The organism is Mucilaginibacter sp. dw_454, from assembly GCF_018449775.1.
Lineage (GTDB): Bacteria > Bacteroidota > Bacteroidia > Sphingobacteriales > Sphingobacteriaceae > Mucilaginibacter.
This window is the reverse complement of the sequence record NZ_JAAVVB010000001.1, coordinates 1,362,440-1,383,297: the sequence shown is the minus strand read 5'-3', so window position 1 is coordinate 1,383,297 and position 20,858 is coordinate 1,362,440. Positions and strand designations below refer to the sequence as shown.

General features: G+C 43.1%; 21 protein-coding genes. 13 read left to right on the top strand and 8 right to left on the bottom strand.

The features are described from left to right. Positions 1-86 precede the first annotated feature (86 nt). The 11 genes from HB679_RS06175 (at position 87) to HB679_RS06125 (ending at position 10,860) form a co-directional block, all read left to right on the top strand. Positions 87-1,289 carry a carboxypeptidase-like regulatory domain-containing protein gene (locus HB679_RS06175; RefSeq protein WP_214071056.1) on the top strand — a complete coding sequence of 401 codons (1,203 nt, stop codon included), beginning with the start codon at positions 87-89 and terminating at the stop codon, positions 1,287-1,289. 71 nt (positions 1,290-1,360) lie between these two features. Next, positions 1,361-2,026, top strand: a complete 666-nt coding sequence (gene ccsA / locus HB679_RS06170; RefSeq protein ID WP_346345138.1) for a cytochrome c biogenesis protein CcsA — start codon at positions 1,361-1,363, stop codon at positions 2,024-2,026. After that, a complete protein-coding gene (locus HB679_RS06165) occupies positions 2,026-2,235 on the top strand; it encodes a CcmD family protein (protein WP_214071054.1) in 210 nt (69 codons plus the stop codon). The genes ccsA (HB679_RS06170) and HB679_RS06165 overlap by 1 nt, the downstream gene beginning before the upstream one ends. Positions 2,236-2,389: 154 nt before the next feature. Next, complete coding sequence (locus HB679_RS06160) at positions 2,390-3,826, top strand: Glu/Leu/Phe/Val dehydrogenase (RefSeq protein ID WP_214071053.1); 1,437 nt, start codon at positions 2,390-2,392, stop codon at positions 3,824-3,826. Between the two features lie 179 nt (positions 3,827-4,005). Then, positions 4,006-5,721, top strand: coding sequence for a gliding motility-associated C-terminal domain-containing protein (locus HB679_RS20700; RefSeq protein WP_214071052.1), 1,716 nt, complete (start codon positions 4,006-4,008; stop codon positions 5,719-5,721). 102 nt (positions 5,722-5,823) lie between these two features. After that, the gene (locus HB679_RS06150; RefSeq protein ID WP_214071051.1) at positions 5,824-6,234 is read left to right on the top strand and encodes a cytochrome c maturation protein CcmE; all 411 of its coding nucleotides are present in this window, start codon (positions 5,824-5,826) and stop codon (positions 6,232-6,234) included. A 14-nt stretch (positions 6,235-6,248) separates the two neighbouring features. After that, positions 6,249-8,723 (top strand): cytochrome c biogenesis protein CcsA, encoded by a 2,475-nt coding sequence (gene ccsA, locus HB679_RS06145; protein ID WP_214071050.1) that lies wholly within the window; start codon positions 6,249-6,251, stop codon positions 8,721-8,723. A gap of 105 nt (positions 8,724-8,828) precedes the next feature. Further along, on the top strand, positions 8,829-9,611 hold the full coding sequence (locus HB679_RS06140) for a Rossmann-like and DUF2520 domain-containing protein (RefSeq protein WP_214071049.1): 783 nt from the start codon (positions 8,829-8,831) through the stop codon (positions 9,609-9,611). A gap of 19 nt (positions 9,612-9,630) precedes the next feature. Next, the gene (locus HB679_RS06135; protein WP_214071048.1) at positions 9,631-9,963 is read left to right on the top strand and encodes a 2Fe-2S iron-sulfur cluster-binding protein; all 333 of its coding nucleotides are present in this window, start codon (positions 9,631-9,633) and stop codon (positions 9,961-9,963) included. 91 nt (positions 9,964-10,054) lie between these two features. Beyond that, the gene (iscX, locus tag HB679_RS06130) at positions 10,055-10,297 is read left to right on the top strand and encodes a Fe-S cluster assembly protein IscX (protein WP_214071047.1); all 243 of its coding nucleotides are present in this window, start codon (positions 10,055-10,057) and stop codon (positions 10,295-10,297) included. Between the two features lie 41 nt (positions 10,298-10,338). Beyond that, positions 10,339-10,860, top strand: coding sequence for an HAD-IIIA family hydrolase (locus HB679_RS06125; protein WP_214071046.1), 522 nt, complete (start codon positions 10,339-10,341; stop codon positions 10,858-10,860). On the opposite strand, the gene HB679_RS06120 is transcribed toward HB679_RS06125, so the two are convergent. Then, a complete protein-coding gene (locus tag HB679_RS06120) occupies positions 10,861-11,796 on the bottom strand; it encodes a hypothetical protein (protein WP_214071045.1) in 936 nt (311 codons plus the stop codon). Between the two features lie 9 nt (positions 11,797-11,805). After that, on the bottom strand, positions 11,806-12,792 hold the full coding sequence (locus HB679_RS06115; protein WP_214071044.1) for a carboxypeptidase-like regulatory domain-containing protein: 987 nt from the start codon (positions 12,790-12,792) through the stop codon (positions 11,806-11,808). 137 nt (positions 12,793-12,929) lie between these two features. Here HB679_RS06115 and HB679_RS06110 point away from each other — a divergent pair, with 137 nt between their 5' ends. Further along, the gene (locus HB679_RS06110; RefSeq protein WP_214071043.1) at positions 12,930-13,505 is read left to right on the top strand and encodes a Maf family nucleotide pyrophosphatase; all 576 of its coding nucleotides are present in this window, start codon (positions 12,930-12,932) and stop codon (positions 13,503-13,505) included. Positions 13,506-13,680: 175 nt separating this feature from the next. Here the strand turns inward: HB679_RS06110 and HB679_RS06105 are convergent, their stop codons facing one another. Both HB679_RS06105 and HB679_RS06100 read right to left on the bottom strand, forming a co-directional pair. Beyond that, positions 13,681-15,672, bottom strand: a complete 1,992-nt coding sequence (locus HB679_RS06105) for a M1 family metallopeptidase (RefSeq protein ID WP_214071042.1) — start codon at positions 15,670-15,672, stop codon at positions 13,681-13,683. 56 nt (positions 15,673-15,728) lie between these two features. After that, on the bottom strand, positions 15,729-16,658 hold the full coding sequence (locus HB679_RS06100; protein ID WP_214071041.1) for an exopolyphosphatase: 930 nt from the start codon (positions 16,656-16,658) through the stop codon (positions 15,729-15,731). A gap of 129 nt (positions 16,659-16,787) precedes the next feature. Here HB679_RS06100 and HB679_RS06095 point away from each other — a divergent pair, with 129 nt between their 5' ends. Then, positions 16,788-17,777 (top strand): nucleoside hydrolase, encoded by a 990-nt coding sequence (locus HB679_RS06095; protein ID WP_214071040.1) that lies wholly within the window; start codon positions 16,788-16,790, stop codon positions 17,775-17,777. 73 nt (positions 17,778-17,850) lie between these two features. Here the strand turns inward: HB679_RS06095 and dnaJ are convergent, their stop codons facing one another. From dnaJ to HB679_RS06075, 4 genes are all read right to left on the bottom strand, one after another. After that, positions 17,851-19,020, bottom strand: coding sequence for a molecular chaperone DnaJ (gene dnaJ / locus HB679_RS06090; protein WP_214071039.1), 1,170 nt, complete (start codon positions 19,018-19,020; stop codon positions 17,851-17,853). Positions 19,021-19,165: 145 nt separating this feature from the next. After that, a complete protein-coding gene (locus HB679_RS06085) occupies positions 19,166-19,732 on the bottom strand; it encodes a nucleotide exchange factor GrpE (RefSeq protein ID WP_255547540.1) in 567 nt (188 codons plus the stop codon). Positions 19,733-19,872: 140 nt separating this feature from the next. Next, entirely contained in the window at positions 19,873-20,556 is a 684-nt protein-coding gene (locus HB679_RS06080; protein ID WP_214071038.1) for an ATP-binding cassette domain-containing protein, read from the bottom strand. A gap of 4 nt (positions 20,557-20,560) precedes the next feature. Further along, the gene (locus HB679_RS06075; RefSeq protein WP_214071037.1) at positions 20,561-20,764 is read right to left on the bottom strand and encodes a fructose-6-phosphate aldolase; all 204 of its coding nucleotides are present in this window, start codon (positions 20,762-20,764) and stop codon (positions 20,561-20,563) included. Positions 20,765-20,858: the final 94 nt, after the last annotated feature.

Genomic DNA, 20,858 nt, shown 5'->3' with positions numbered 1-20,858 from the left:
TATTTAACATATTTTAATACCCACCTGCAATATAATTTAACTGTAAATGTTTTAATTAGCGGTTTAAAGCCACAGTACAGTTTCCTATGCGATTTTTACGTTTACTGCTTTTTTGTTTTTTACTTCCCGTTGCTGCGTTGGCGCAAGACATAACCATTAGCGGTAAGGTGGTAACCAAGGCGTCAAAATCGCCGGTACAACGTGCCAGTGTGTTTTTAAGCAACTCATCTTTCGGTACTATTTCAGGGCCTGATGGCTCGTACGAGCTTACTCGTCTAAGGCCCGGGCAGTATACCCTGGTAGTTACTGCCGTAGGCTTTGAAGATTTTACCAAAAAGATACAGGTGGGCGAGGAGCCGGTTACAGTTGAGGTAGAATTAGAACCCAAAGTAATTCAGCTGCGCGAGGTTATCATTTCAACCACAGCCAAAGCCGATTGGCGACGCAATTTTGAACAGTTTAAAAAGGATTTTATAGGAGCCGACGCCAATGCCAAATTGTGTACTATACTAAATCCTGAAGCACTTTATTTTACTTATCATAAAAGAGCATTAACCCTTGAGGCCGAGACCGACAGGTTCCTGGTAATTGATAACCTGGCGCTGGGCTATCGCGTAAAATTTTTATTGAAAGGTTTTAAGAGTGATGGTATTGCCGAGATCATCACTTATGGCGGTGAGCGTTTGTTTGAGGAGTTGCCCGGATCAAAAGCGCAGAAAAAAATATGGGATAAGGCTCGCGATGATTCATATTATGGTTCGGCTATGCATTTTTATCGTTCGCTATATACCGATAAACTGGCCGAAGAGGGGTTTGAATTACATCATTTAACCCGCTATCTAAATCCGGACCGCCCTACTGATGAAGTACTGCGCCAACGGATAAGCAGGTTTAAAGATCTGCGTAAAATAGATTCGGCTAACCATTATATCGAGCTGGCCAATATGTCTAAGTATTATATGGACAAGCTCACCCAAACACCATATGCTTCATTTGAGCTGCTGCGCACCACCCAAACACCGGGAATTTTTGCCATTACCTGCCCAAATTATTTGTATGTAATGTATACTAAAAAACGCGATGAGACTAACTATAAAGATATTTTCCGTCCGTTGGATATGCCTAACTATGAGACCAGTGTGATAACATTTACCAGTACTCCGCCTGTTGCTTATTTCGACAAGAACGGTATTGTAGTTAATGGCGAACCTCTTTATGAAGGCACCTGGAGCCAAAGTCGTCTATCGCAACTTTTGCCGGTTGACTACGTGCCTACCGAAAAACGTTAGTATCGTTTGACACTATTTGGTTTCTCAACGCAAATAATACTACATTTGCCCTACCGATCAATATGAAATTTATATACCAAACCTGGTGGAAAGTACTGGCAGTTTTACTGGTTCTTTCAACGCTTATAACCGGCCTGATATTACCTGTACCCAGGTTACCGATTTTGCATGAAACAATACGTAATCTTTATTTTCACGTGCCCATGTGGATGGGTATGCTTTCGGTGTTTACCATATCGGTATACTTTAGCATAAAATATTTAAAGACAGGCAAAGAAGAGTACGACCTTGCTGCAGTTGAGTGCGTGAATACCGGTTTAGCGTTTTTTACCTTAGGATTGCTAACTGGTATGCTTTGGGCCAAATATGCCTGGGGCGAGTTTTGGAGTGGCGACCCCAAACAAAACAGTGCTGCTATTGCCTTTTTATTGTATTGTGCTTATCTGGTTTTAAGAAACTCGATTGATGAAGAGCAAAAACGCGCTAAGATCTCGGCTATCTATAACATCTTCGCTTTCCCGGTAATGATAGTGCTGATATTTGTTTTGCCGAGACTTACAGATTCATTGCATCCCGGCAGTGGCGGTAATCCTGCTTTTGGAAGGTATGATTTGGATAACGGCATGAAGGTGGCTTTTTACCCCGCTATGTTGGGATGGAGTTTTATAGCCATTTGGATAGCTACTTTGCGTTACCGCATCCGTTTAATTGAGAATAAGAGAAACAACATAAACTAATGAAAAGATCACTCATCGTCATATTATTCCTGCTGTCATTTGTAAGCGCATTCGCGCAGCAACCTAATCAAATTGAAATGGCTGACACATTCCGCAGCTCCGGAAAAATTTATGTGGTTATAGCTACCATAGTCATAATTTTCATCGGATTAGCCATCTATTTATTCTCTATCGATCGCCGATTGAAAAAAATAGAAAAAGATAAATAACTGTTGAAAACAAGCTATTGTTGTTTAAACATAGTTTTTGTACTATTGTTAAAATAGGTATACGGTACACGTATATAATAAATTGCGATTTTGATAAAATATATCTCAAATTTGCGTCGTTTATTAACAAATTCATATTTCATCAACAATACTTATGGCTACAAATAATTCAGCCGCTAATCAGGACACACACTTCTTTGCCGATGTATGCAGCAACTTCGATTATGCAGCACAGTTTACTACGCACGACGCCGGTTTATTAGACCAAATCAAATCATGTAACAGTGTTTACCGTTTCCGCTTCCCTATCCGTCGCGGCAATGGTTTTGAAGTGATCGATGCATGGCGTGTAGAGCACTCTCATCATCAATCGCCAACTAAAGGCGGTATCCGCTACAGCGAAATGGTGAACGAGGACGAGGTGATGGCGCTTGCCGCACTAATGACCTACAAATGCGCTATTGTTAACGTACCCTTTGGCGGCGCAAAAGGCGGTATCAAAATCAATCCTAAAAATTATACCGTCCAGGAATTGGAGAATATTACCCGCCGTTACACGGTGGAGCTAATCAAGAAAAACTTTATAGGCCCCAGCATTGATGTACCTGCGCCAGATTACGGCAGCGGCGAACGCGAAATGAGCTGGATTGCTGATACCTATGCCACCATGAATCCGGGCCAATTGGATGCTATGGGTGCCGTAACCGGTAAACCAATAGCACTACACGGTATAGCCGGCCGTCGCGAAGCTACAGGCAGGGGAGTAGCTATTGCTGCCCGTGAATGTGTAACGGTTGCAGAGGATATGCAAAAAATAGGTTTAACACCAGGCATATCTGGTAAAAGGGTAATTGTACAGGGCCTGGGTAATGTGGGCTATTATTCTGCTAAGTTTTTGGGCGAGTTTGGCGCTACGATAGTAGGGCTATGCGAGTTTGAAGGCGCTATTTACAATGAGGATGGCCTGGACGTTGAGGCCGTTTTTCAACACCGTAAATCAACAGGTTCTATCCTGGGGTATGCAGGCGCTAAGAAAGAGTTTAAAAACACCATGGAAGGCTTGGAACAGCCTTGCGATATCCTTGTACCGGCGGCTTTAGAGAACCAGCTTACCGTAGCTAACATCCGCAACATCAAAGCAAAAATTATTGTTGAAGGTGCAAACGGCCCAACCAGCCCGGAAGCCGAAACCATATTTTACGAAATGGGCGGTATTGTAGTGCCGGATATGTATGCAAACGCGGGCGGTGTAACCGTATCTTATTTCGAGTGGTTAAAGAACCTGTCTCACGTGGCATTTGGCCGCATTAACCGCAGGTTTGAAGAAAATACCAATCTTAATATGGTAAACATGGTTGAGGGCCTTACAGGGGTTGCTTTAACGCCTATACAGCGCGCTACCATAGTTAAAGGTGCATCTGAGTTAGAACTGGTTAACTCGGGCTTAGAGGATACCATGATCCGCTCATACCATGAGATCCGCGAAATATATAGAAACAATGAAAAGATTGACGGTATGCGCACCGCAGCTTTAGTTGGGGTGATTAATAAAATTGCAGTGTCATATCAGAATCTGGGTATTTGGCCGTAAGCCAGCCCAAAGAAAATAATGCAAAGGCAGGCCAATTTGGTCTGCCTTTTTTTGTTGGATGATATAGCATTCTGTAAATTAACAGGTTGATGTTTGCTAAGGCAACGATTTTTTGTTGGCCCACGTAATCATGATAATGATTACAACCTAAGATTTACGGATCTTTTTATTTAAAACCAGTGTTTAAACCCCTGCTGCTGATATTATTGCTGCTCAGTGCGCGTGCCTTCGCTCAATTACCACCTAACGTGGGCTTTGAAGACGGCTCTTTTAATGGCTGGATCTGTGAAGACGGGACGGTAGATGCCAACGGCGAACTGCACTTAAGCAGTCATGGCCCTATACGTACCCGGCACACGTTGTTTAGCAAGGCAAACGACTCTGGTAAACTGGATAGATATGGCGGTTTCCCTGTTCTGTGCCCAAACGGCAGCAACTATTCTATGCGGCTGGGAAACGATAGCGTAAACGCGCAATGCGAAGCCATAAGTTTTACTTTTAAGGTTCCCGATTCTGCAAATTTGGTGCCTTATGTGGTTACGTTTAACTATGCCGTAGTACTACAAAATCCAAATCATATGTCGTTCCAGCAACCCCGGTTTGTAGCGCATATATTTGACGAACAGGATAAAGTGTATATACCTTGCCCGGCGTTTGATTTTATAGCTGCCGATACCTTGCCCGGATTTAAACTGTCCAAAGTTCCTGCGGCAAACAGCAGGAGTGCAGGAACAGACTCCGCAACCATTTATTATAAAGATTGGTCGGCAGTTACCATCAATTTGCATGGTTATGCGGGCAAGTTTATGACTTTGCAGTTTACCACCCAGGATTGCGTGGAAGGGGGGCATTTTGGCTACGCTTATCTTGATATTGATGAAGGTTTGTCTACCGGCCCAATCACCGGAAATACCTATTGCGATTCAACCCAACCCGTAGTTCTACAAGGCCCCCGCGGATTTGCAGATTATCAATGGCTTACCGGCGATCTGTCCAAATCATTAGGAAGCGGCCCGCTTTTAAGTATTTACCCGCCGCCGCCAGATAATACGCAGTACGCGGTAAGAATAATTCCTTTCCCCGGCCAGGGCTGCGATGATATTTTGTATACCACTGTGAATCAGATTCATGACGGCTTGACTTTAAAAACTGTAGATACACTATATGGTTGTCCCGAAACAGGAGTAGATCTTACTCCGCAGGCAGTAACGGCAGGCAGTAGTCCGGGGTTTACATTAAACTATTTTACTGAAATATCAGAGAAGACCCACGTGCGCGACTCGACCAAAGTGGTTTTGCCCGGCAACTATTACATTCGTGGTACCACGCCCAATGGCTGCCCGCATACTGCACAGGTATATGTTAAATTAACGGCGCCTGTACTAAACACTACCGACCCGGCGCCGGCACGTTATCCTGCCACTGTCGATCTTACATCAACATTTGCAGCTCAGCACAATAATACTTACACCTATTTTAAAGATCCGGACGCTACCATCCCGCTAAATAACTACACAAAAATTAGCCAAAGTGGCAGCTATTACATTAAAGCAATAAGTGATATGGGCTGCGAAATAGTGAAAGGCGTAAATGTGCAAGTGTTGCCGCCGCTGCCTTATGTGGTTACGGCCCCCAATGTCTTTACACCCAATAACGACGGTGTTAATGATGTTTTTAGTTTGCATATAGAGGGTTTTGTGCAGTTTAACAGTCTGAATATATACAACAGGTACGGGCAACTCATGCACCTCTCCAAATCAAAAGCCGATTTATGGGACGGTAATTTTAACGGCAAGCCCCTTCCGGCAGGTACTTATTATTGGTTGTTTGACGGACTAGACACGTATTATAATCAAAAGATCACCAAAAGCGGATCAATATCCATAATCCGGTAATTGTTTAGATAGATTCTAAATAGTATATATCGATAGTAATAAACGTTATTACCTGTACGTTTTGTATTTTTGCACAATTAAGTTCAAGAAGATAAACCGTAAATGAAAAAAACATCCATATTTGGTCTTGTCGTTATCGCAATTGCAATTGCGGTAATTATTAGTGTTTACTCAAATTCAAGTACTTACGGCTCATTTAAAGATGCGCAAAATACCACAAGCGAGCTGCACGTTGTAGGCCACCTGAATAAATCAAAGCAGTTGATCTATGACGCAACTAAAGACGCTAACTATTTTTCTTTTTACATGAAAGATAATAAGGGACAGGAGTGTAAAGTGGTTTTCATAGGTAGTAAACCACAGGATTTTGAACGCTCAGAGCAAATTGTTTTAACCGGCCAGATGAAAGGCAGTGAGTTTCACGCAAATCATATTTTAATGAAATGTCCGTCGAAATACAAAAACGACCAAGTAGATATTACCGAGGCCAAAAGTAAGCAGGCCAGCATATAACATAAACTCACTTAATGGATACAGCTTTTAAAGGCGAACACCTTTTACCGGGCCACCTTGGCCAGTTCTTTACAATTTTGGCATTTGGCTCGGCCCTGTTTGCGGCAATAAGCTATTATTTTGCAGCTACCAATCCTACCGATACTTCATGGAAACGCCTGGGCCGTATAGGTACCATTACTAACATGTTTTCGGTAATTGGCATTGGCACTTGCTTATACTACGTTATCTTAAATCACCTTTTTGAGTATAATTATGCTTCAGAGCACTCGTCGCGTGCTTTGCCTATCCACTTCATCATTTCAAGTTTTTGGGATGGGCAGGAAGGGAGTTTCTGGTTATGGAACTTCTGGCAAGGCGTTATAAGCTGCGTTTTGGTTCGGAAAGCAAAATCATGGGAAGCACCGGTGTTAACCGTTATTGCGTTATCGCAAGCCGTGTTAGCTACTATGCTGATAGGCGTAGACATCTTCGGTGCACGCATTGGTTCGTCACCATTTATTTTATTGCGTGAAGCTATTGATCTTAAGAGTGCACCAATTTTTATCGGAAATCCGGAAGCATACCACCATTACCTGGCTTATATTAAAGATGGTAACGGCATGAACCCCCTGTTGGAGAACTATTGGATGGTCATACATCCGCCAACGCTGTTCCTGGGTTTTGCATCAATGGTGGTACCATTTGCTTACGCGATTGCCGGTCTTTGGCAAAAACGTTATAAAGAATGGGTATCTGCCGCGCTTCCGTACGCTTTATTTGCAATGATGATATTGGGTACCGGCATTATCATGGGTGCGTTCTGGGCCTACGAGTCTTTAAGCTTTGGCGGTTTCTGGGCTTGGGACCCGGTAGAGAATGCTTCGATTATCCCCTGGTTAATATTAGTTGGCGCAGTGCACGTAATGATCGTTTACAAAAATACCGGCCATTCCTATATTACTACAACTATTTTGGTATTAGCCAGCTTTGTGTTGGTATTATATGCTTCATTCCTTACCCGCAGTGGTATTTTAGGCGACACCTCTGTACACGCTTTTACCGATGCCGGTTTGTTCTGGCATCTGGTGGCCGACGTAGTAATCTTTTTGGTAATAGCAGTTGTTTTGCTGGTGATACGCTGGAAAGAGTTGCCTAAGACCACCAAAGACGAAGAAACCTATTCCCGCGAATTCTGGATGTTTGTGGGTGCTATATTTTTGTGCCTGTCGTGTTTCCACCTGGTGGTGGTGTCATCTATCCCGGTATGGAATGCCATATTCGGCACCAAACTGGCTCCGCCGACTGATCCGGTAAAACATTATAACATTGTACAAGCCTCGTTTGCGGTGGTGGTTACATTGTTAACCGGTTTCACCCAATTCCTGAAATATAAAAAGACCGACAGCGTAAAATTCTTTATATCTACGCTGGTTTACCTGGTAATAGCCGTATTGATTACTATACCGGTTATCTATTTTACCGGCGCTATCAAACTACAGTTTGTATTTATAATGATCATGGTTGGCGCTATTTATTCCATCCTGGCTAACGGTAAAGTATTAATTGATGCTTTAAAAGGTAAGTTTAAACTGGCAGGCTCGGCAGTAGCGCATATTGGTTTTGGCTTAATTATGGTTGGTGCTTTGATCTCGGCCGGAACGAGCGAAATAATCTCTGTAAATAATACCGGCGAGCAGTTTACAGAAGAGTTTGTGCGGGCAAAAAATAATCCACGCGAGAACCTGCTGATGTATAAAAACACCCCCATCAAAATGGGTAAGTATACAGTAACTTATGTAGGCGACTCGGTATCCGCTCCTGATCATTTCTTCAAGGTTGATTACAAGGTGGTTGATGCAAGCGGTAAGGTTACAGAACATTTTATACTGAAACCAAACGCGCAAGCCAACCCCAAAATGGGGTTGATCGCATCGCCGGATACCAAGCATTATTTGTTTAGCGATTTATATACCCATATTACCTGGTCGAACAATATTTCTGTTGATGACGCATCAGCCGCCGATGGGCATACCGAAGCCGACGATGATAAAAAATACGAAGCGCCGATTCCTTACGAGGTTAAGGTTGGCGATACCCTTCATTTTAGAGAAGGCTATGCAATACTAACCAGCCTTGGTAAAGTGGATAAAGTACAAGATATCGCTCTGACTGATAAAGACGTTGCAATTGGTGCTAAATTGAAGGTAGTATCGCACGATAAAACTTACGAGGTAGAGCCTGTTTATATGATCCGCAGCAATAACGCGTTTGATTTTGCCCGCAAGGTTGACGATGCTGGCGTGAAATTCCGTTTTAGCCAGGTATTGCCTAAAAAAGGTAAAGTAGAGATCACCGTTTTCCAACAGCCTGAAAGCGCCAAAAAATGGATTGTAATGCGTGCCATACAGTTCCCTGATATTAACTTCCTGTGGTCTGGTACCATTATTATGGTGATAGGTATTTTACTGTCGATATTTAGAAGGAATAAGGAGTTGAAAGTAAACTAAGTTTGTCATTGCGAGCAAAGCGAAGCAATCGCGAACTTTGCATCACCGAATTGCTTACTTGAGATTGCCACGCTACGCTCGCAATGACAGCAATAAATAAGGTCTATGCGCATCACCATCATCGGTTCAGGCAATGTAGCCACACACCTGGCTGCCGCGTTTAAAAACGCGGGACACCGGATTGTGCAGGTATACAGCCGCGATGCGCAGCATGCGGCACTACTCGCTTATCACGTAAAAGCTGAACCTGTTAGTGACCTTACTCAAATTGATCCCGAAACAGACCTGTTTGTTATCTCTATAAAAGACGACGCTATTGGCCCGGTTGCCGAACAATTGGCATCGTACAACAAACTGATGGTACACACCTCCGGCGCTACCCATATGTATGCTTTACAAGCGTACGCTGAAAATGTGGGTGTATTCTATCCCCTGCAAACCTTTAGCAAGACCCGCGAGATAGATTTCAGGGATGTGCCCTTGTGTATTGAAGCAGCTAATGCAGACATCGCCAAAGAACTAACCGAACTGGCGCAAACCATCAGCAATAACGTTTACACTGTCGATAGTGCTCAGCGTAAAATATTGCACCTGGCGGCGGTATTCGCCTGCAACTTTCCTAACTATTTATATAACATCGCGCAGCAATTATTGGCGCAGCATGATTTGGATTTTAATCTCATCCGTCCGTTAATTCTGGAAACTGCCGAGAAGGCGATGACTTCATTGCCCGGCAATGTACAGACCGGCCCTGCGGTACGTAATGACCAAACTACCATGGATAATCACCTGGCTTTGCTGCAAAATCAACCTGATTTACAGCAGCTATATACTTTGTTAAGTCAGGGTATTATCAAAATGGATATTGACCCGCCCGCAGACAAGTAATTTTGTTACTTTTGCGCAAATGAATATTTTTAAAGTAAAGATAAACTTTGAAGAGGCGGGCCATGAATCGGTTGAACTGCCGATAGCCGAAGGCGAGTCTGTATTGGATGTTTGCCTTGATAATGGCATTGAACTGCAGCACAATTGTGGAGGCGTTTGCGGATGCAGTACCTGCCATATCTACGTGAATAAAGGCGGAGACAACGTGCAGGAGATATCTGACAAAGAAGAAGATTTTATTGACCGTGCAGTTAATCCGCATATTAACTCAAGATTGGGTTGCCAATGCGTTATGATTGATGGTAACATCGAAATCACATTGCCGGATCAAACACAGTTTTTGGGTCACTAGTAGGTTGTACGTACTACGTTATACGTTGTACGTTTCTTTTATAAAATTTATATAACGTACTACGTAAAACGTATAACGTAAAACAAAAATAATGACAGACGATAAATTTGCACTTCCGATACACTGGAACGATCATGAGGACATTGCCATGTCGCTTTACGAGAAATTTGGTGATGACTTTGGCGAGTCGAAAATATACCGCATCCGTTTTACAGATCTGTTAGAATGGATACTGACGCTGCCAAACTTTGCCGGCACCCGCGAGCAATCAACCGAAGGCCACCTGGAGCAAATCCAATCGGCCTGGGTTTATGAGTGGCGCGATAATCAATAATAATCTTTGTAATTACCTTTAAAATTGGTGTAATCCTTCCAATGGAAACATTTCTAAGCAAGTTAAAAGATATTACCACCTTTATTTTTGATGTAGACGGTGTGTTGACCGACGGCTCTGTGTTTGTAACAGAAACCGGCGAGCAAAGCCGCGCTTTTAATATTAAAGACGGGTATGCTTTGCAGTTGGCTGTTAAATGTGGTTATAACGTTTGTGCCATATCTGGCAGCCGCTCAAAAACTGCTATCTATCGCTTAAATAGCCTGGGTATTAAGGATGTGTTTATTGGTGCACACGATAAGGTAAGCAAGTTTAAAGATTACCTGGAATCAAAACATATCCTGCCAAACAATGTGCTTTACATGGGTGATGATATTCCCGATCTGGGTGTCATGAAATTGGTGGGCCTACCCGTTTGCCCTGCCGATGCCTGCGAAGAGATTAAAGCAGTTAGCCAATATGTATCTCCGTTTGGTGGCGGTAAAGGCTGCGCCCGCGACATCATTGAAAAAGTGCTGAAAGTTCAGGACAAATGGATGAGCGCGGAGTCTTATAGCTGGTAGTTAATAAGCTATCACCGCACTCATAGCCAGGTCCGTGCCAAAGGGCATAAAGTAAGTATAAGGTTTCCATTCCCGTTTAAAATTCTGTGCCCATATGTTTAACGTTGGCCCGGTGGTTGCTGCTATGCCTATAAGGGGATGATAATTAAGCTCGCGTGTTTGCTTACCTTCCTGATCAACACTTACACTGTAACCTGCATTGTAAAAATCGCGCATCCACTCAACCGCTACAAAAAAAGTTTTATGCGGTACTACTATTTTATATTTTTTCAGGTCTACGGTTATTTGGCTGCCTACTATTTTGCTAATCTCTATCGTTTTGTTGCAAAGGTCATGGCCGGGGCCATGTGTAATTGGATCGATGTCGTATATGCGCATCCTGAATTTAACCTTGTCCAGGTGAACAGATGGCATCCAGGTATAATCTGTTGTATCCATTGCAAAAGCAAGCCTGTTCAGCTTAACGCTTTTTAAAACTACGCCGGGCTTACTTGCATAAAATTGCTGGGCTAACTGCAAATATTCAAATTTTGCTGTGGTAGTGTTTACGCCGGCAAAATGTACTATATCTCTTTTCAGGTAATCGTTAAGCAGCGTGTCGGCATTATATTTTATTGATGTATTAGTTGATGCATCTTCATGCCTGGCTAAACGGATGGTATCCCTTCCGTTTAATTGCTCTAACAGCAGTTTTTCTGGTCTGTAGTTTTGCGCATAAAATATTACGGTGTCGCGCAGTACAGCCAAATCGCCAGGAATGATAAATATGCCATCTTTTTCGGTATTGATAGATAGCTTCGCTCTGACTAAAGTTACTGATGCAGATGGCACCGGCTTGCCACTCAAACTATCTACTATTTGAAACTTGTTCATTTTTTGCTGAGCAGTAACTCTTAAAGTTAGCAGGCAGATTATCGCCGTTAAAATATTTTTCATGGCTGGCTGTTAATACTGGATGGTTGCCGATAGCGCAAGTTCGTTTTTATAAATCTGCCTGTCCAGTTGCCATTGGTTATTAATCCTGGTGTATAACAAAGCGTGCACCCTGGTGTCATCTTCATTATCATAACCTATTAAAAATGGTTGATAGCTTATGTGATACTCGGACACATCATTCAATAGCTGGAAACCTCGTTTTGTTGTTTTAGCAACTTTGGGGGCTCTGTTTACTTCAATGATCTCGTTGTAGGGATTTATTAGCCATTCAATAGCTATAAAAAAGTCTTTGGACGGAATTCTTACTTTATCATTAGTAAGGTCAATGTTCACCCATAACGCGTTGTCGGTAAGCGATATGGTTTTGGTAAATATGATCTTGCCCGGTGCATGGGTCAGGCTGTCCTGCGTCATAATATGCAGCAGAAAAGTGGTGAACTTGTTACGAACCGAATAGCTTGGACTAGTGGGCAAGTCCTGTCGCCCAAGGCTGATATTTAATAAGAGTACATTATCTTTAGGTGCCTTAAATAATTTTGCCAGGACCGTGGTTGTTTTAACCACTTCGGTACTGTGATGATAAAACCTTGCGCTAACAGGCTTTAAATCAGCATAGCCAAATTTGTCTAATACAATATTTTTAAGTTTCCTTTTATTAGTTATATCAACTTCATTAAGCCGGGTGTTACTAGCCTCAAGCGCAATAAACATTTGCGATTGATAAGCCGAAACCGGCAATTTAATTGTTTTATAACCGACGGAGCTAAACTGTAAGGTATCATCGGGTAAAGGCTTTTCTGACGATAGTTCGAAATAGCCCTGTGCGTTGGTTGCTGTACCGATTTTTTCTTTTAAAAGTAATACGTTGACGTTAGGTATCCAATCCTCGGTTATCTTGTTAATAACCTGCCCGTCGTATACCTTTTGGGCGAAAGATAACGCAGGTAAAAGTAAGATTACAACTAATAAAATGTGACGATAGGTTAGGCTTACCATAACACTAAGCTATTTGTAATCCATCAGTCCAACAATGACTTATAAGTAAGGAATTATAATGAATTTTAATTCCGGTTATTTGCTTTTGGCTCTCGGTAAAACGGCTTATTTTAGTGGCGTATACGTATTGATATCAAATGAAAAACTTTCCACCCATTATATTAGCCTCCAAATCGCCACGCAGGCAAGAACTGTTAAAGTTAATGGATCTTGATTTTAAGATCGTATTGAAGGAAGTCGACGAATCTTACCCTGATAATTTAACACCCGAGGAGATTGCGGTTTACATAGCCCAAAAAAAAGCTACCGCTTTTGACGAATCGGTAAGCGAAGATGAATTAGTGCTTACTGCCGATACGATTGTAAGTATTGATGGCCATATTTTGGGTAAACCCGAATCAGAACAACATGCTATTGAAATGCTGCAAATGCTGTCGGGTAAAGTGCACCAGGTTATAACCGGGGTTTGCCTGTTTTACAAGCAACAATACCATAGTTTTTATGATGTGTCTGATGTTACCTTTAGGACGCTTACAGACGAAGAGATTATTAACTACGTAACCAAATACAAACCCATGGACAAAGCCGGCTCGTACGGTATCCAGGAATGGTTAGGGGTAACGTCCATCGTAAAGATTAATGGCTCATACACCAATGTAGTTGGCTTACCAACTGAGAAGTTGTACCAAGCGCTATTGAAAATGCAGGATTAATTATTGTCTATCCCAAAAAATCAGGTGATCCAAAAAAGACACATAAGTCAGGAAAAGTGATCCAAACTGATCCAACTATTAAAATAGTTTTCTTTTAATCTTTTGATTTTTAATTGGTTGTGTTTTTAAGGTGATCCAAGTGATCCACACACTCGCGTGGATCACTCGATGGCCATCACTCCACTTTTAAAGTGTTATTCTTCCTGTCCATATCAGGCAAAGCATTGTCCGGATCTATCGTAACCGATTCGGCAGCGCTGGTGGTATTGATAGTGAACGTAGTTGCCTTGTTCTGTAACCACGTTTCAACCGGCAGGTACATGCGTTGCTTGCTGCCATTCTTTAGCTTCACTTCAACCGTAAATGGCATAGCCATAGGTTCTTTATTGACTATGGTGACTTCAACGCCATTCTCCGGGCCGCCATTAGCATAATGCGCTTTGGTGATAGCCAGGTCTAAACTATAGTTATTGTAGTACCAACCGCGCCAAAACCAGCCCAGGTCCTCACCGGCGCCGTTCTCTATAGAGCGGAAGAAGTCATCGGGGCGTGGATGCTTATAGGCCCATTGATGGATATAGTTCTTGAATGCATAATCAAACCGCTCTTTGCCGATGATCTGCTCACGTAGCAAAATCAAACCAAAGGCAGGCTTAAAGTAAGTTATAGGGTGGCGATACTTCTCGGAAATGGCGTCAGGTGCGGTCATAATAGTGGGCGCTTCCGGGTCGCTGATGATGGGTGCGATTTCATCTGCGGGGTAACCACCGCCCGGCGCGTACTCACTGTCGCGTTTAGGGGCATATTCGCCTTTATTAAAGGCATCAGAGGCGTATACATCAATAAACGTATTAAAACCTTCGTCCATCCAGGCGTAACGACGCTCATTGCTGCCCACAATCATCGGGAACCAGTTATGGCCAATCTCATGCGCGGTTACCCAGAATAACTCCTTGCTTTTGTCGGTAATGCCATCAAACAATATCCCCGGGTACTCCATGCCACCGGCAATACCGGCCTCGTTAACCGCACAGGGGTAAGGGTAGGTAAACCATTTGGCCGAGAAGTACTCGATAGCGCCTTTCAAATACTCAGTCGATCTGCCCCATGCGTCGGTACCTGCGCTCTCAACCGGGTAAACAGACATAGAGAGCGACTTCTTGCCACCCGGCAGGTTTATCCTTGCTGCGTCCCACACGTAGGCCTTAGAGGCTCCAAATGCCACATCGCGGGTGTTAGACATCTTGAAGTGCCAGGTCAATGTGCCTTTATTTACCGGTCGCGATGAAGCTTGTGTAACCTCCTCAGGTGTGCGGATCATAATGGTTTTATCACTGTTATGGGCAGCGTTGTAGCGGCTCAGTTGTTTGGCGGTTAACACCTCAGTGGGATTTACCAATTCGCCAGATCCGGCTACGATCATATCAGAGGGCACAGTAACACTATAGTCAATATCGCCATACTCGCAGTAAAACTCGCCACTACCTAAGAAGGGTAAGGTGTCCCAGCCTTGCGAATCGTCATAAACACACATGCGCGGGAACCACTGTGCGATCTCGTAGATCTTGCCGTTTTTAGTGTCTGTGTAGTCTGTCCGGCTGCCAAATGCACCAGGTATGGTATAATGATATTTGATGAGCAGGTTGATCTTACCACCGTAAGCAGCAAGCGCTATTGGCAGGCGGATCTGCATGCGGGTATCTGTAACTACATAGTTAGCTATCTCGGTTTTGCCGTTTAGCACAATACTAACCGACTCTAATTGATAGCCGGTAGTATGATCGGCAGCCTTTGGCTGATTACCGGTGACGAAGTTAGAGCGTGCGTCTTTCTTATAAGTGTTCTGATCCAGTTGTAGCCATAGGTATTGTAAATTGTCTGGGCTGTTGTTGGTATAGGTAACATTCTCTGTGGCAGATAGTGTTTTACTTACTGTATCGATATTGGCTTTGAGCAGGTAATCGGCACGGTTTTGCCAGTACTTAGGGCCGGGTTCGCCATTAACCGAATGGAACTCATTACCCTTTTCGGTATGGAACGCAGGTGCGAATAAATTGGATGGGATATAGTTAGATGCTTCAGCATCTGTATTGTGTTCTTTCTTTTGCGCTTGCGCTATAACAGCGAACAATAGGGCAGTGCCTGCTAACAGGGGTTTGAGTTTCATGCGTATCAGTTAAGGATAGCAAGATACAAAAATTAGGCGCCTGCTTAAAGCGTTTATTACTGCGAGTCCATCATTTCGGCCAAAACACCTTCTTTCAACGAATAAGTGGACATACAAGCATTTTGAATACCCAGCCGCTGAATAATAAAGCGCGTAATCAAAGATGCAACCACAATCATATCCACACGGATAGGAACAATGCCTTCGTTATTTTTTCTATCATCGTGCGATGATGTGATCAACGTTTCAATTAGCGTCAGCAAGTCGTCTGTTTCAAAATCGTAATTTTTAAGCTGAAGGTCGAAACTGCCGCCTTTTTTGCGTTCGGTTAATTCGGCAAAAGTCTCAAATGCGCCTGATGAGCCAATTAGCGCGCTTACCGGGTATTTTGCGGCCACGGCAATTAGTGTTGTTAAATGTTCTTCAAGATAGGAGTTTAGCGCATGGATGGAATCCTGTGGGATAGGGTCGGTACGATGGAACTTGTCCATCAGTCTTGCTGCCCCAATTTCAAAGCTTTGCTTCCAAAGAATGCTATACTGGTTGCCCAAAATAAACTCGACGCTGCCGCCACCAATATCCATAATCAGTGTTGTTTGGCCAGACATGCCGCCAGCCAACTTTACACCTCTGTAAATATATTCTGCTTCCTGTTCGCCGTCAATCAATTCTATATTGATGCCGGTTTTATCAGCTACGTCATCAATAAATTGCTGTCCATTAGATGCATTGCGCAATGCCGAGGTTGCTATGGCTTTTACATCTTGAATGTTGTACTTGCGGATCTCAGTATGAAACTTCTGCATAGAAGCTATCCCGCGATCGTACGAGGCTTGCTGGATAATCCCTTTGTTGATACCGCCCTCGCCCAGTTTTACCGAATCATGTTGGTGTACCAGAGCTTCATAATCAGACGCGCTGCCTTCGGCAATTAAGAGGTGGAATGTGTTGGTGCCGAGGTCCATCACGGCGATGCGTTTGCTCATTGGGCTTAGTTAAATGTTTTTCAGCTTAAAAATACCAAACTATAAACGTTATCGAACCTAAAATGTGTGGCTGCGAAGTAAATATTTATTAATCAAAATTGGTATGTTTATGAGCCAATTATCCCGTTTATGAAAATAAGATCGTTTTTGCTGCTTGTTGCTTTTTGCTTCGCGATGAATGCTTTAGCTCAAAAGCGCACTAAGCCGGTTAACATTATTTTTGACAGCGACATTGGCCCAGATTATGATGATGTAGGCGCGATAACAATTTTACATGCATTGGCAGATAAAGGAGAAGCCAATATTCTGGCTACCATGGCAAGTAATCGTTATGAAGGTATCGCTGCAGTATTGAATGTATTTAACACGTACTTTAAACGCCCCGATCTGCCCATTGGCGTAGCCGGACAAAAGGCCGTAAACGCACGCGACGGCCAGCATTGGACAGATACTATACTAGCCAGATATCCGCATACAATAAAAACCAATGCCGATGCCTGGGATGCCGTCAAGCTTTACCGTAAAATCCTTGCCGCGCAACCCGACCATAGCGTTACCATAGTAACCATAGGCTTTTTAACCAATATCTCTGATTTGTTAAATTCATCTGCTGATGAGTATTCTAAACTGAGTGGCAAAGAGCTTATTCAGAAAAAGGTAAAACAATTGGTAAGTATGGCCGGCCGGTTTCCATCCGGGAATGAGTTTAACGTGATCATGGATGCCCCGGCCGCTAATAACGTTTTTCAAAACATCGACATTTCAATAATATATAGTGGATTTGAGATAGGAGAGAAGATTAAAGTGGGCTTGCCGCTGATAAACGATGCGTCGATTAAAAACAGTCCGGTAAAAGATGTATTCAGTATAGCCATGTCGAAATCAAAAGACGATGCCGGTGGCCGCATGAGTTGGGATGAAACCGCTGTATTGGTCGCCATTAAAGGTTCAGAACCTTATTATGATCTTTACCCGGGAAAAATGGCACCACTTGCTGCTGACGGTAAAAATACTTGGGATGATAATGGTAAAGGGCAGGCGTATCTGACCGAGAAAATAGATCATCAGCAAGTGCAGGATTTGATTAATCAGTTGATTATGCATCAGCCTAAGAAATAATCCGTATAAACAAAAAAGGCTCAGAATTCTACAATCATGAGCCTTTAACCTTTTTGCTTTCGCCTTTCAGCTTTTATTCAAAATATTCTTTCATCCGCTCAAAGAAACTCTTTTCGTTTTTGCCCGGGTTGGGCTTAAAGTTAGGCGAATTTTGCAGTTTCTCTAACAGCGCACGTTCTTCGTTGCTTAGTGCTTTTGGCGTCCAGATGTTGATGTGGATCAATTGATCGCCACGATGATAGGAGTTAACCTCTGGTACACCTTTGCCTTTTAAGCGCAGTATTTTACCGCCTTGCGTTCCGGGATCTATTTTGATCTTGGCTTTACCGTCGATAGTCGGTACTTCAACGCTGGTACCTAAGGCTGCATCAATAAAGGTAATGTGCAGATCATAAATCACGTTGTTACCGTCACGTTTTAAAGTTTCATGCGGGATCTCTTCGATCAGAATGATCAGATCGCCTGGCATGCCACCACGTGGGGCAGCGTTACCCTTTCCGCTCATGCTCAGTTGCATGCCTTCGCTTACACCGGCAGGTACGTTTATGCTGATGGTTTCTTCGCCGCGTACAACGCCGTCGCCATGGCAAACACTACATTTAGAGGTGATCACACTGCCTTCGCCATTACAGGTAGGGCAGGTGCTGGTAGTTTGCATCTGGCCCAGGATGGTGTTGGTTACACGCCTAACGGCGCCCTGTCCACCGCAGGTTTTACAGGTTTGGAAAGATGATTTATCCTTAGCGCCACTGCCGTCGCAGGTTTTACAGATGATCTGTTTGTTAACCTTTATTTTCTTTTCGGTGCCGTTGGCAATTTCTTCCAATGTCAGTTTTACTTTGATGCGCAAATTGCTGCCACGTGCCACTCTGCGGCCACCGCTCTGGCGACCGCCGCCGCCACCAAAGAAACCATCAAACGGACTGCCACCGCCAAAAATGTCGCCAAACTGACTGAATATGTCTTCCATATTCATGCCTGCGCCACCATAACCAGCACCACCACTATTTGCAGAATGCGCATTAGCTGCATGGCCAAACTGGTTGTAACGCTGACGTTTTTCCGGATTACTTAAAACCTCGTAAGCTTCGGCCGCTTCCTTAAATTTTTCTTCAGCCTCTTTATCGCCCTCGTTTTTATCCGGGTGATACTTAATGGCCATTTTACGATAGGCTTTCTTGATCTCGTCGGCATCTGCACCTTTTGCTACGCCCAGGACATCATAATAATCTCTTTTTGACATTTTTATTTTAATGAGTGAATTAGTGATTGAGAGAATTAGTGAATGTCACTGATGCTCATCACTATTGTCAGTTTTACTATATATCGAAAATGAATGACGCGAATTTTTATTCACTCAATCACTCATTCCATCATTCAATAATTAATTACGCTCCTACAATTACCTTAGCAAAGCGGATAACTTTATCGTTAAGATAATAACCTTTTTCCATTTCATCAATCACCTTACCCTTCAAGTCTTCGGTAGGGGCAGGTATGTTGGTGATGGCTTCGTGCAGGTCGGCATCAAACGGGGTTCCTATTGATTCCATCGCTTGTAAACCTTTTTGAGTAAGCGTGTTCTTTAACTTATTTTGTATCAGGATAACGCCCTCTCTTACCGGTGCAACTTCGGTTGCATTCTCGGTAGCTTTCAGTGCACGTTCAAAATCGTCCAGCACAGGTAATAATGCAGTAATTACATCTTTTCCCTCAGTTTTGCGGGCTTCTTCACGCTCTTTGATGGTGCGGCGTCTAAAGTTATCAAACTCGGCATACAAGCGCAGGTATTTATCATTAGCTAATGACAATTCTTCTTTCAAAAGGTCCTCTGCCGATTTTTCATCGATAGCGGTTTGTGCTCCTTCAGCAGATTCATTGTCAATATTATTTATATCCTCCGCGTTTTCCGGAGATTCGGTCTTTTTTTTCTTCAACATATCGTTAAAATTCATAGCTAATAGTGCCAATCAAGTACCTTGCCATTGCCGCAAAGGCGACAAGCTGACAGCGAAATAATTTTTTTCTTGAAGTTATGGCATAAAAGCCGCAGCTCTGACACTGACAGCTGTTTGTTGCCAATAAAGGTGATAGCCTACGCTATCTGCGCATCCTCCAAAACCTTACCATTCTCGCATTTAATAATGCGCGATGGGAAAGTACGGATGATGTGATAATCGTGCGTTGCAACCACTACCGCAGTGCCCGATTGACTGATCTGTTTCAGCAGCAGTACAATTTCTTCAGAAGTATCCGGATCAAGATTACCGGTAGGCTCATCGGCCAGTATTATTTCAGGATCATTCAACAGCGCACGGGCGATAACCACACGTTGCTGCTCGCCGCCTGATATTTCGTGTGGCATTTTTTTAAGTTTTGAACGCAGTCCAACTTTTTCCAGCACGTCCAATGTACGTTCTGCAATTAACTTAGGGTCTGTCCAACCTGTGGCGCGCATTACAAATTGTAAATTTTGCTCAATGGTACGATCTGTTAATAGTTGAAAATCCTGGAAAACGATCCCTAGCTTGCGACGCAAAAACGGAATATCCTTATCAACAAGTCTGTCTAGCTCATAACCGCAGGCATGGCCGGTGCCCGATCTAACAGGCAAATCGCCATAAATAACTTTTAGTAAACTACTTTTACCAGAACCGGTTTGGCCAATAAGCCATACAAAATCACCCTTGTCTATATGCAGGTTAACGTGCGATAGCACCAGGTGTTTTTGTTGAAATATATCAACATTATTGAGTTTAATAATGGAGTTTCCTATCATGGTTTTATATATCTAATTTCAAGATCTGTCCAAAAGGCAGGTCTTTAATAACGTTCATTATATATTCGGCTTTGTCTGTTAACCCAACCTTGTCTAATGACTTTTCAGGGCGATCTACTCTAAAGTAAGCCAACAGCGTAAATTTGTCATCGCGAAGCTGTACATAATCAGGTATTTTGGCAACGCCTTTAACTTTTATAATATACATTTTGTTAGCTGAAAGCTTAAGGCATAAAGCCGAAAGTTTACCGCATCAAATTTATCTTTTTTTAAACTTAAACGCTTACAATTTCCAAAATAAG

Coding starts and splice junctions, on each gene's coding strand:
- HB679_RS06110 (WP_214071043.1), top strand. CDS start 12,930: ATGAAAAACTTTCCACCCATTATATTAGCCTCCAAATCGCCACGCAGG.
- HB679_RS06125 (WP_214071046.1), top strand. CDS start 10,339: ATGGAAACATTTCTAAGCAAGTTAAAAGATATTACCACCTTTATTTTT.
- HB679_RS06165 (WP_214071054.1), top strand. CDS start 2,026: ATGAAAAGATCACTCATCGTCATATTATTCCTGCTGTCATTTGTAAGC.
- HB679_RS06120 (WP_214071045.1), bottom strand. CDS start 11,796: ATGAAAAATATTTTAACGGCGATAATCTGCCTGCTAACTTTAAGAGTT.
- HB679_RS06175 (WP_214071056.1), top strand. CDS start 87: ATGCGATTTTTACGTTTACTGCTTTTTTGTTTTTTACTTCCCGTTGCT.
- HB679_RS06075 (WP_214071037.1), bottom strand. CDS start 20,764: ATGTATATTATAAAAGTTAAAGGCGTTGCCAAAATACCTGATTATGTA.
- HB679_RS06080 (WP_214071038.1), bottom strand. CDS start 20,556: ATGATAGGAAACTCCATTATTAAACTCAATAATGTTGATATATTTCAA.
- dnaJ (WP_214071039.1), bottom strand. CDS start 19,020: ATGTCAAAAAGAGATTATTATGATGTCCTGGGCGTAGCAAAAGGTGCA.
- HB679_RS06115 (WP_214071044.1), bottom strand. CDS start 12,792: ATGGTAAGCCTAACCTATCGTCACATTTTATTAGTTGTAATCTTACTT.
- HB679_RS06140 (WP_214071049.1), top strand. CDS start 8,829: ATGCGCATCACCATCATCGGTTCAGGCAATGTAGCCACACACCTGGCT.
- ccsA (WP_214071050.1), top strand. CDS start 6,249: ATGGATACAGCTTTTAAAGGCGAACACCTTTTACCGGGCCACCTTGGC.
- HB679_RS06095 (WP_214071040.1), top strand. CDS start 16,788: ATGAAAATAAGATCGTTTTTGCTGCTTGTTGCTTTTTGCTTCGCGATG.
- HB679_RS06085 (WP_255547540.1), bottom strand. CDS start 19,732: ATGAATTTTAACGATATGTTGAAGAAAAAAAAGACCGAATCTCCGGAA.
- HB679_RS06100 (WP_214071041.1), bottom strand. CDS start 16,658: ATGAGCAAACGCATCGCCGTGATGGACCTCGGCACCAACACATTCCAC.
- HB679_RS06105 (WP_214071042.1), bottom strand. CDS start 15,672: ATGAAACTCAAACCCCTGTTAGCAGGCACTGCCCTATTGTTCGCTGTT.
- HB679_RS06160 (WP_214071053.1), top strand. CDS start 2,390: ATGGCTACAAATAATTCAGCCGCTAATCAGGACACACACTTCTTTGCC.
- HB679_RS06150 (WP_214071051.1), top strand. CDS start 5,824: ATGAAAAAAACATCCATATTTGGTCTTGTCGTTATCGCAATTGCAATT.
- iscX (WP_214071047.1), top strand. CDS start 10,055: ATGACAGACGATAAATTTGCACTTCCGATACACTGGAACGATCATGAG.
- HB679_RS06135 (WP_214071048.1), top strand. CDS start 9,631: ATGAATATTTTTAAAGTAAAGATAAACTTTGAAGAGGCGGGCCATGAA.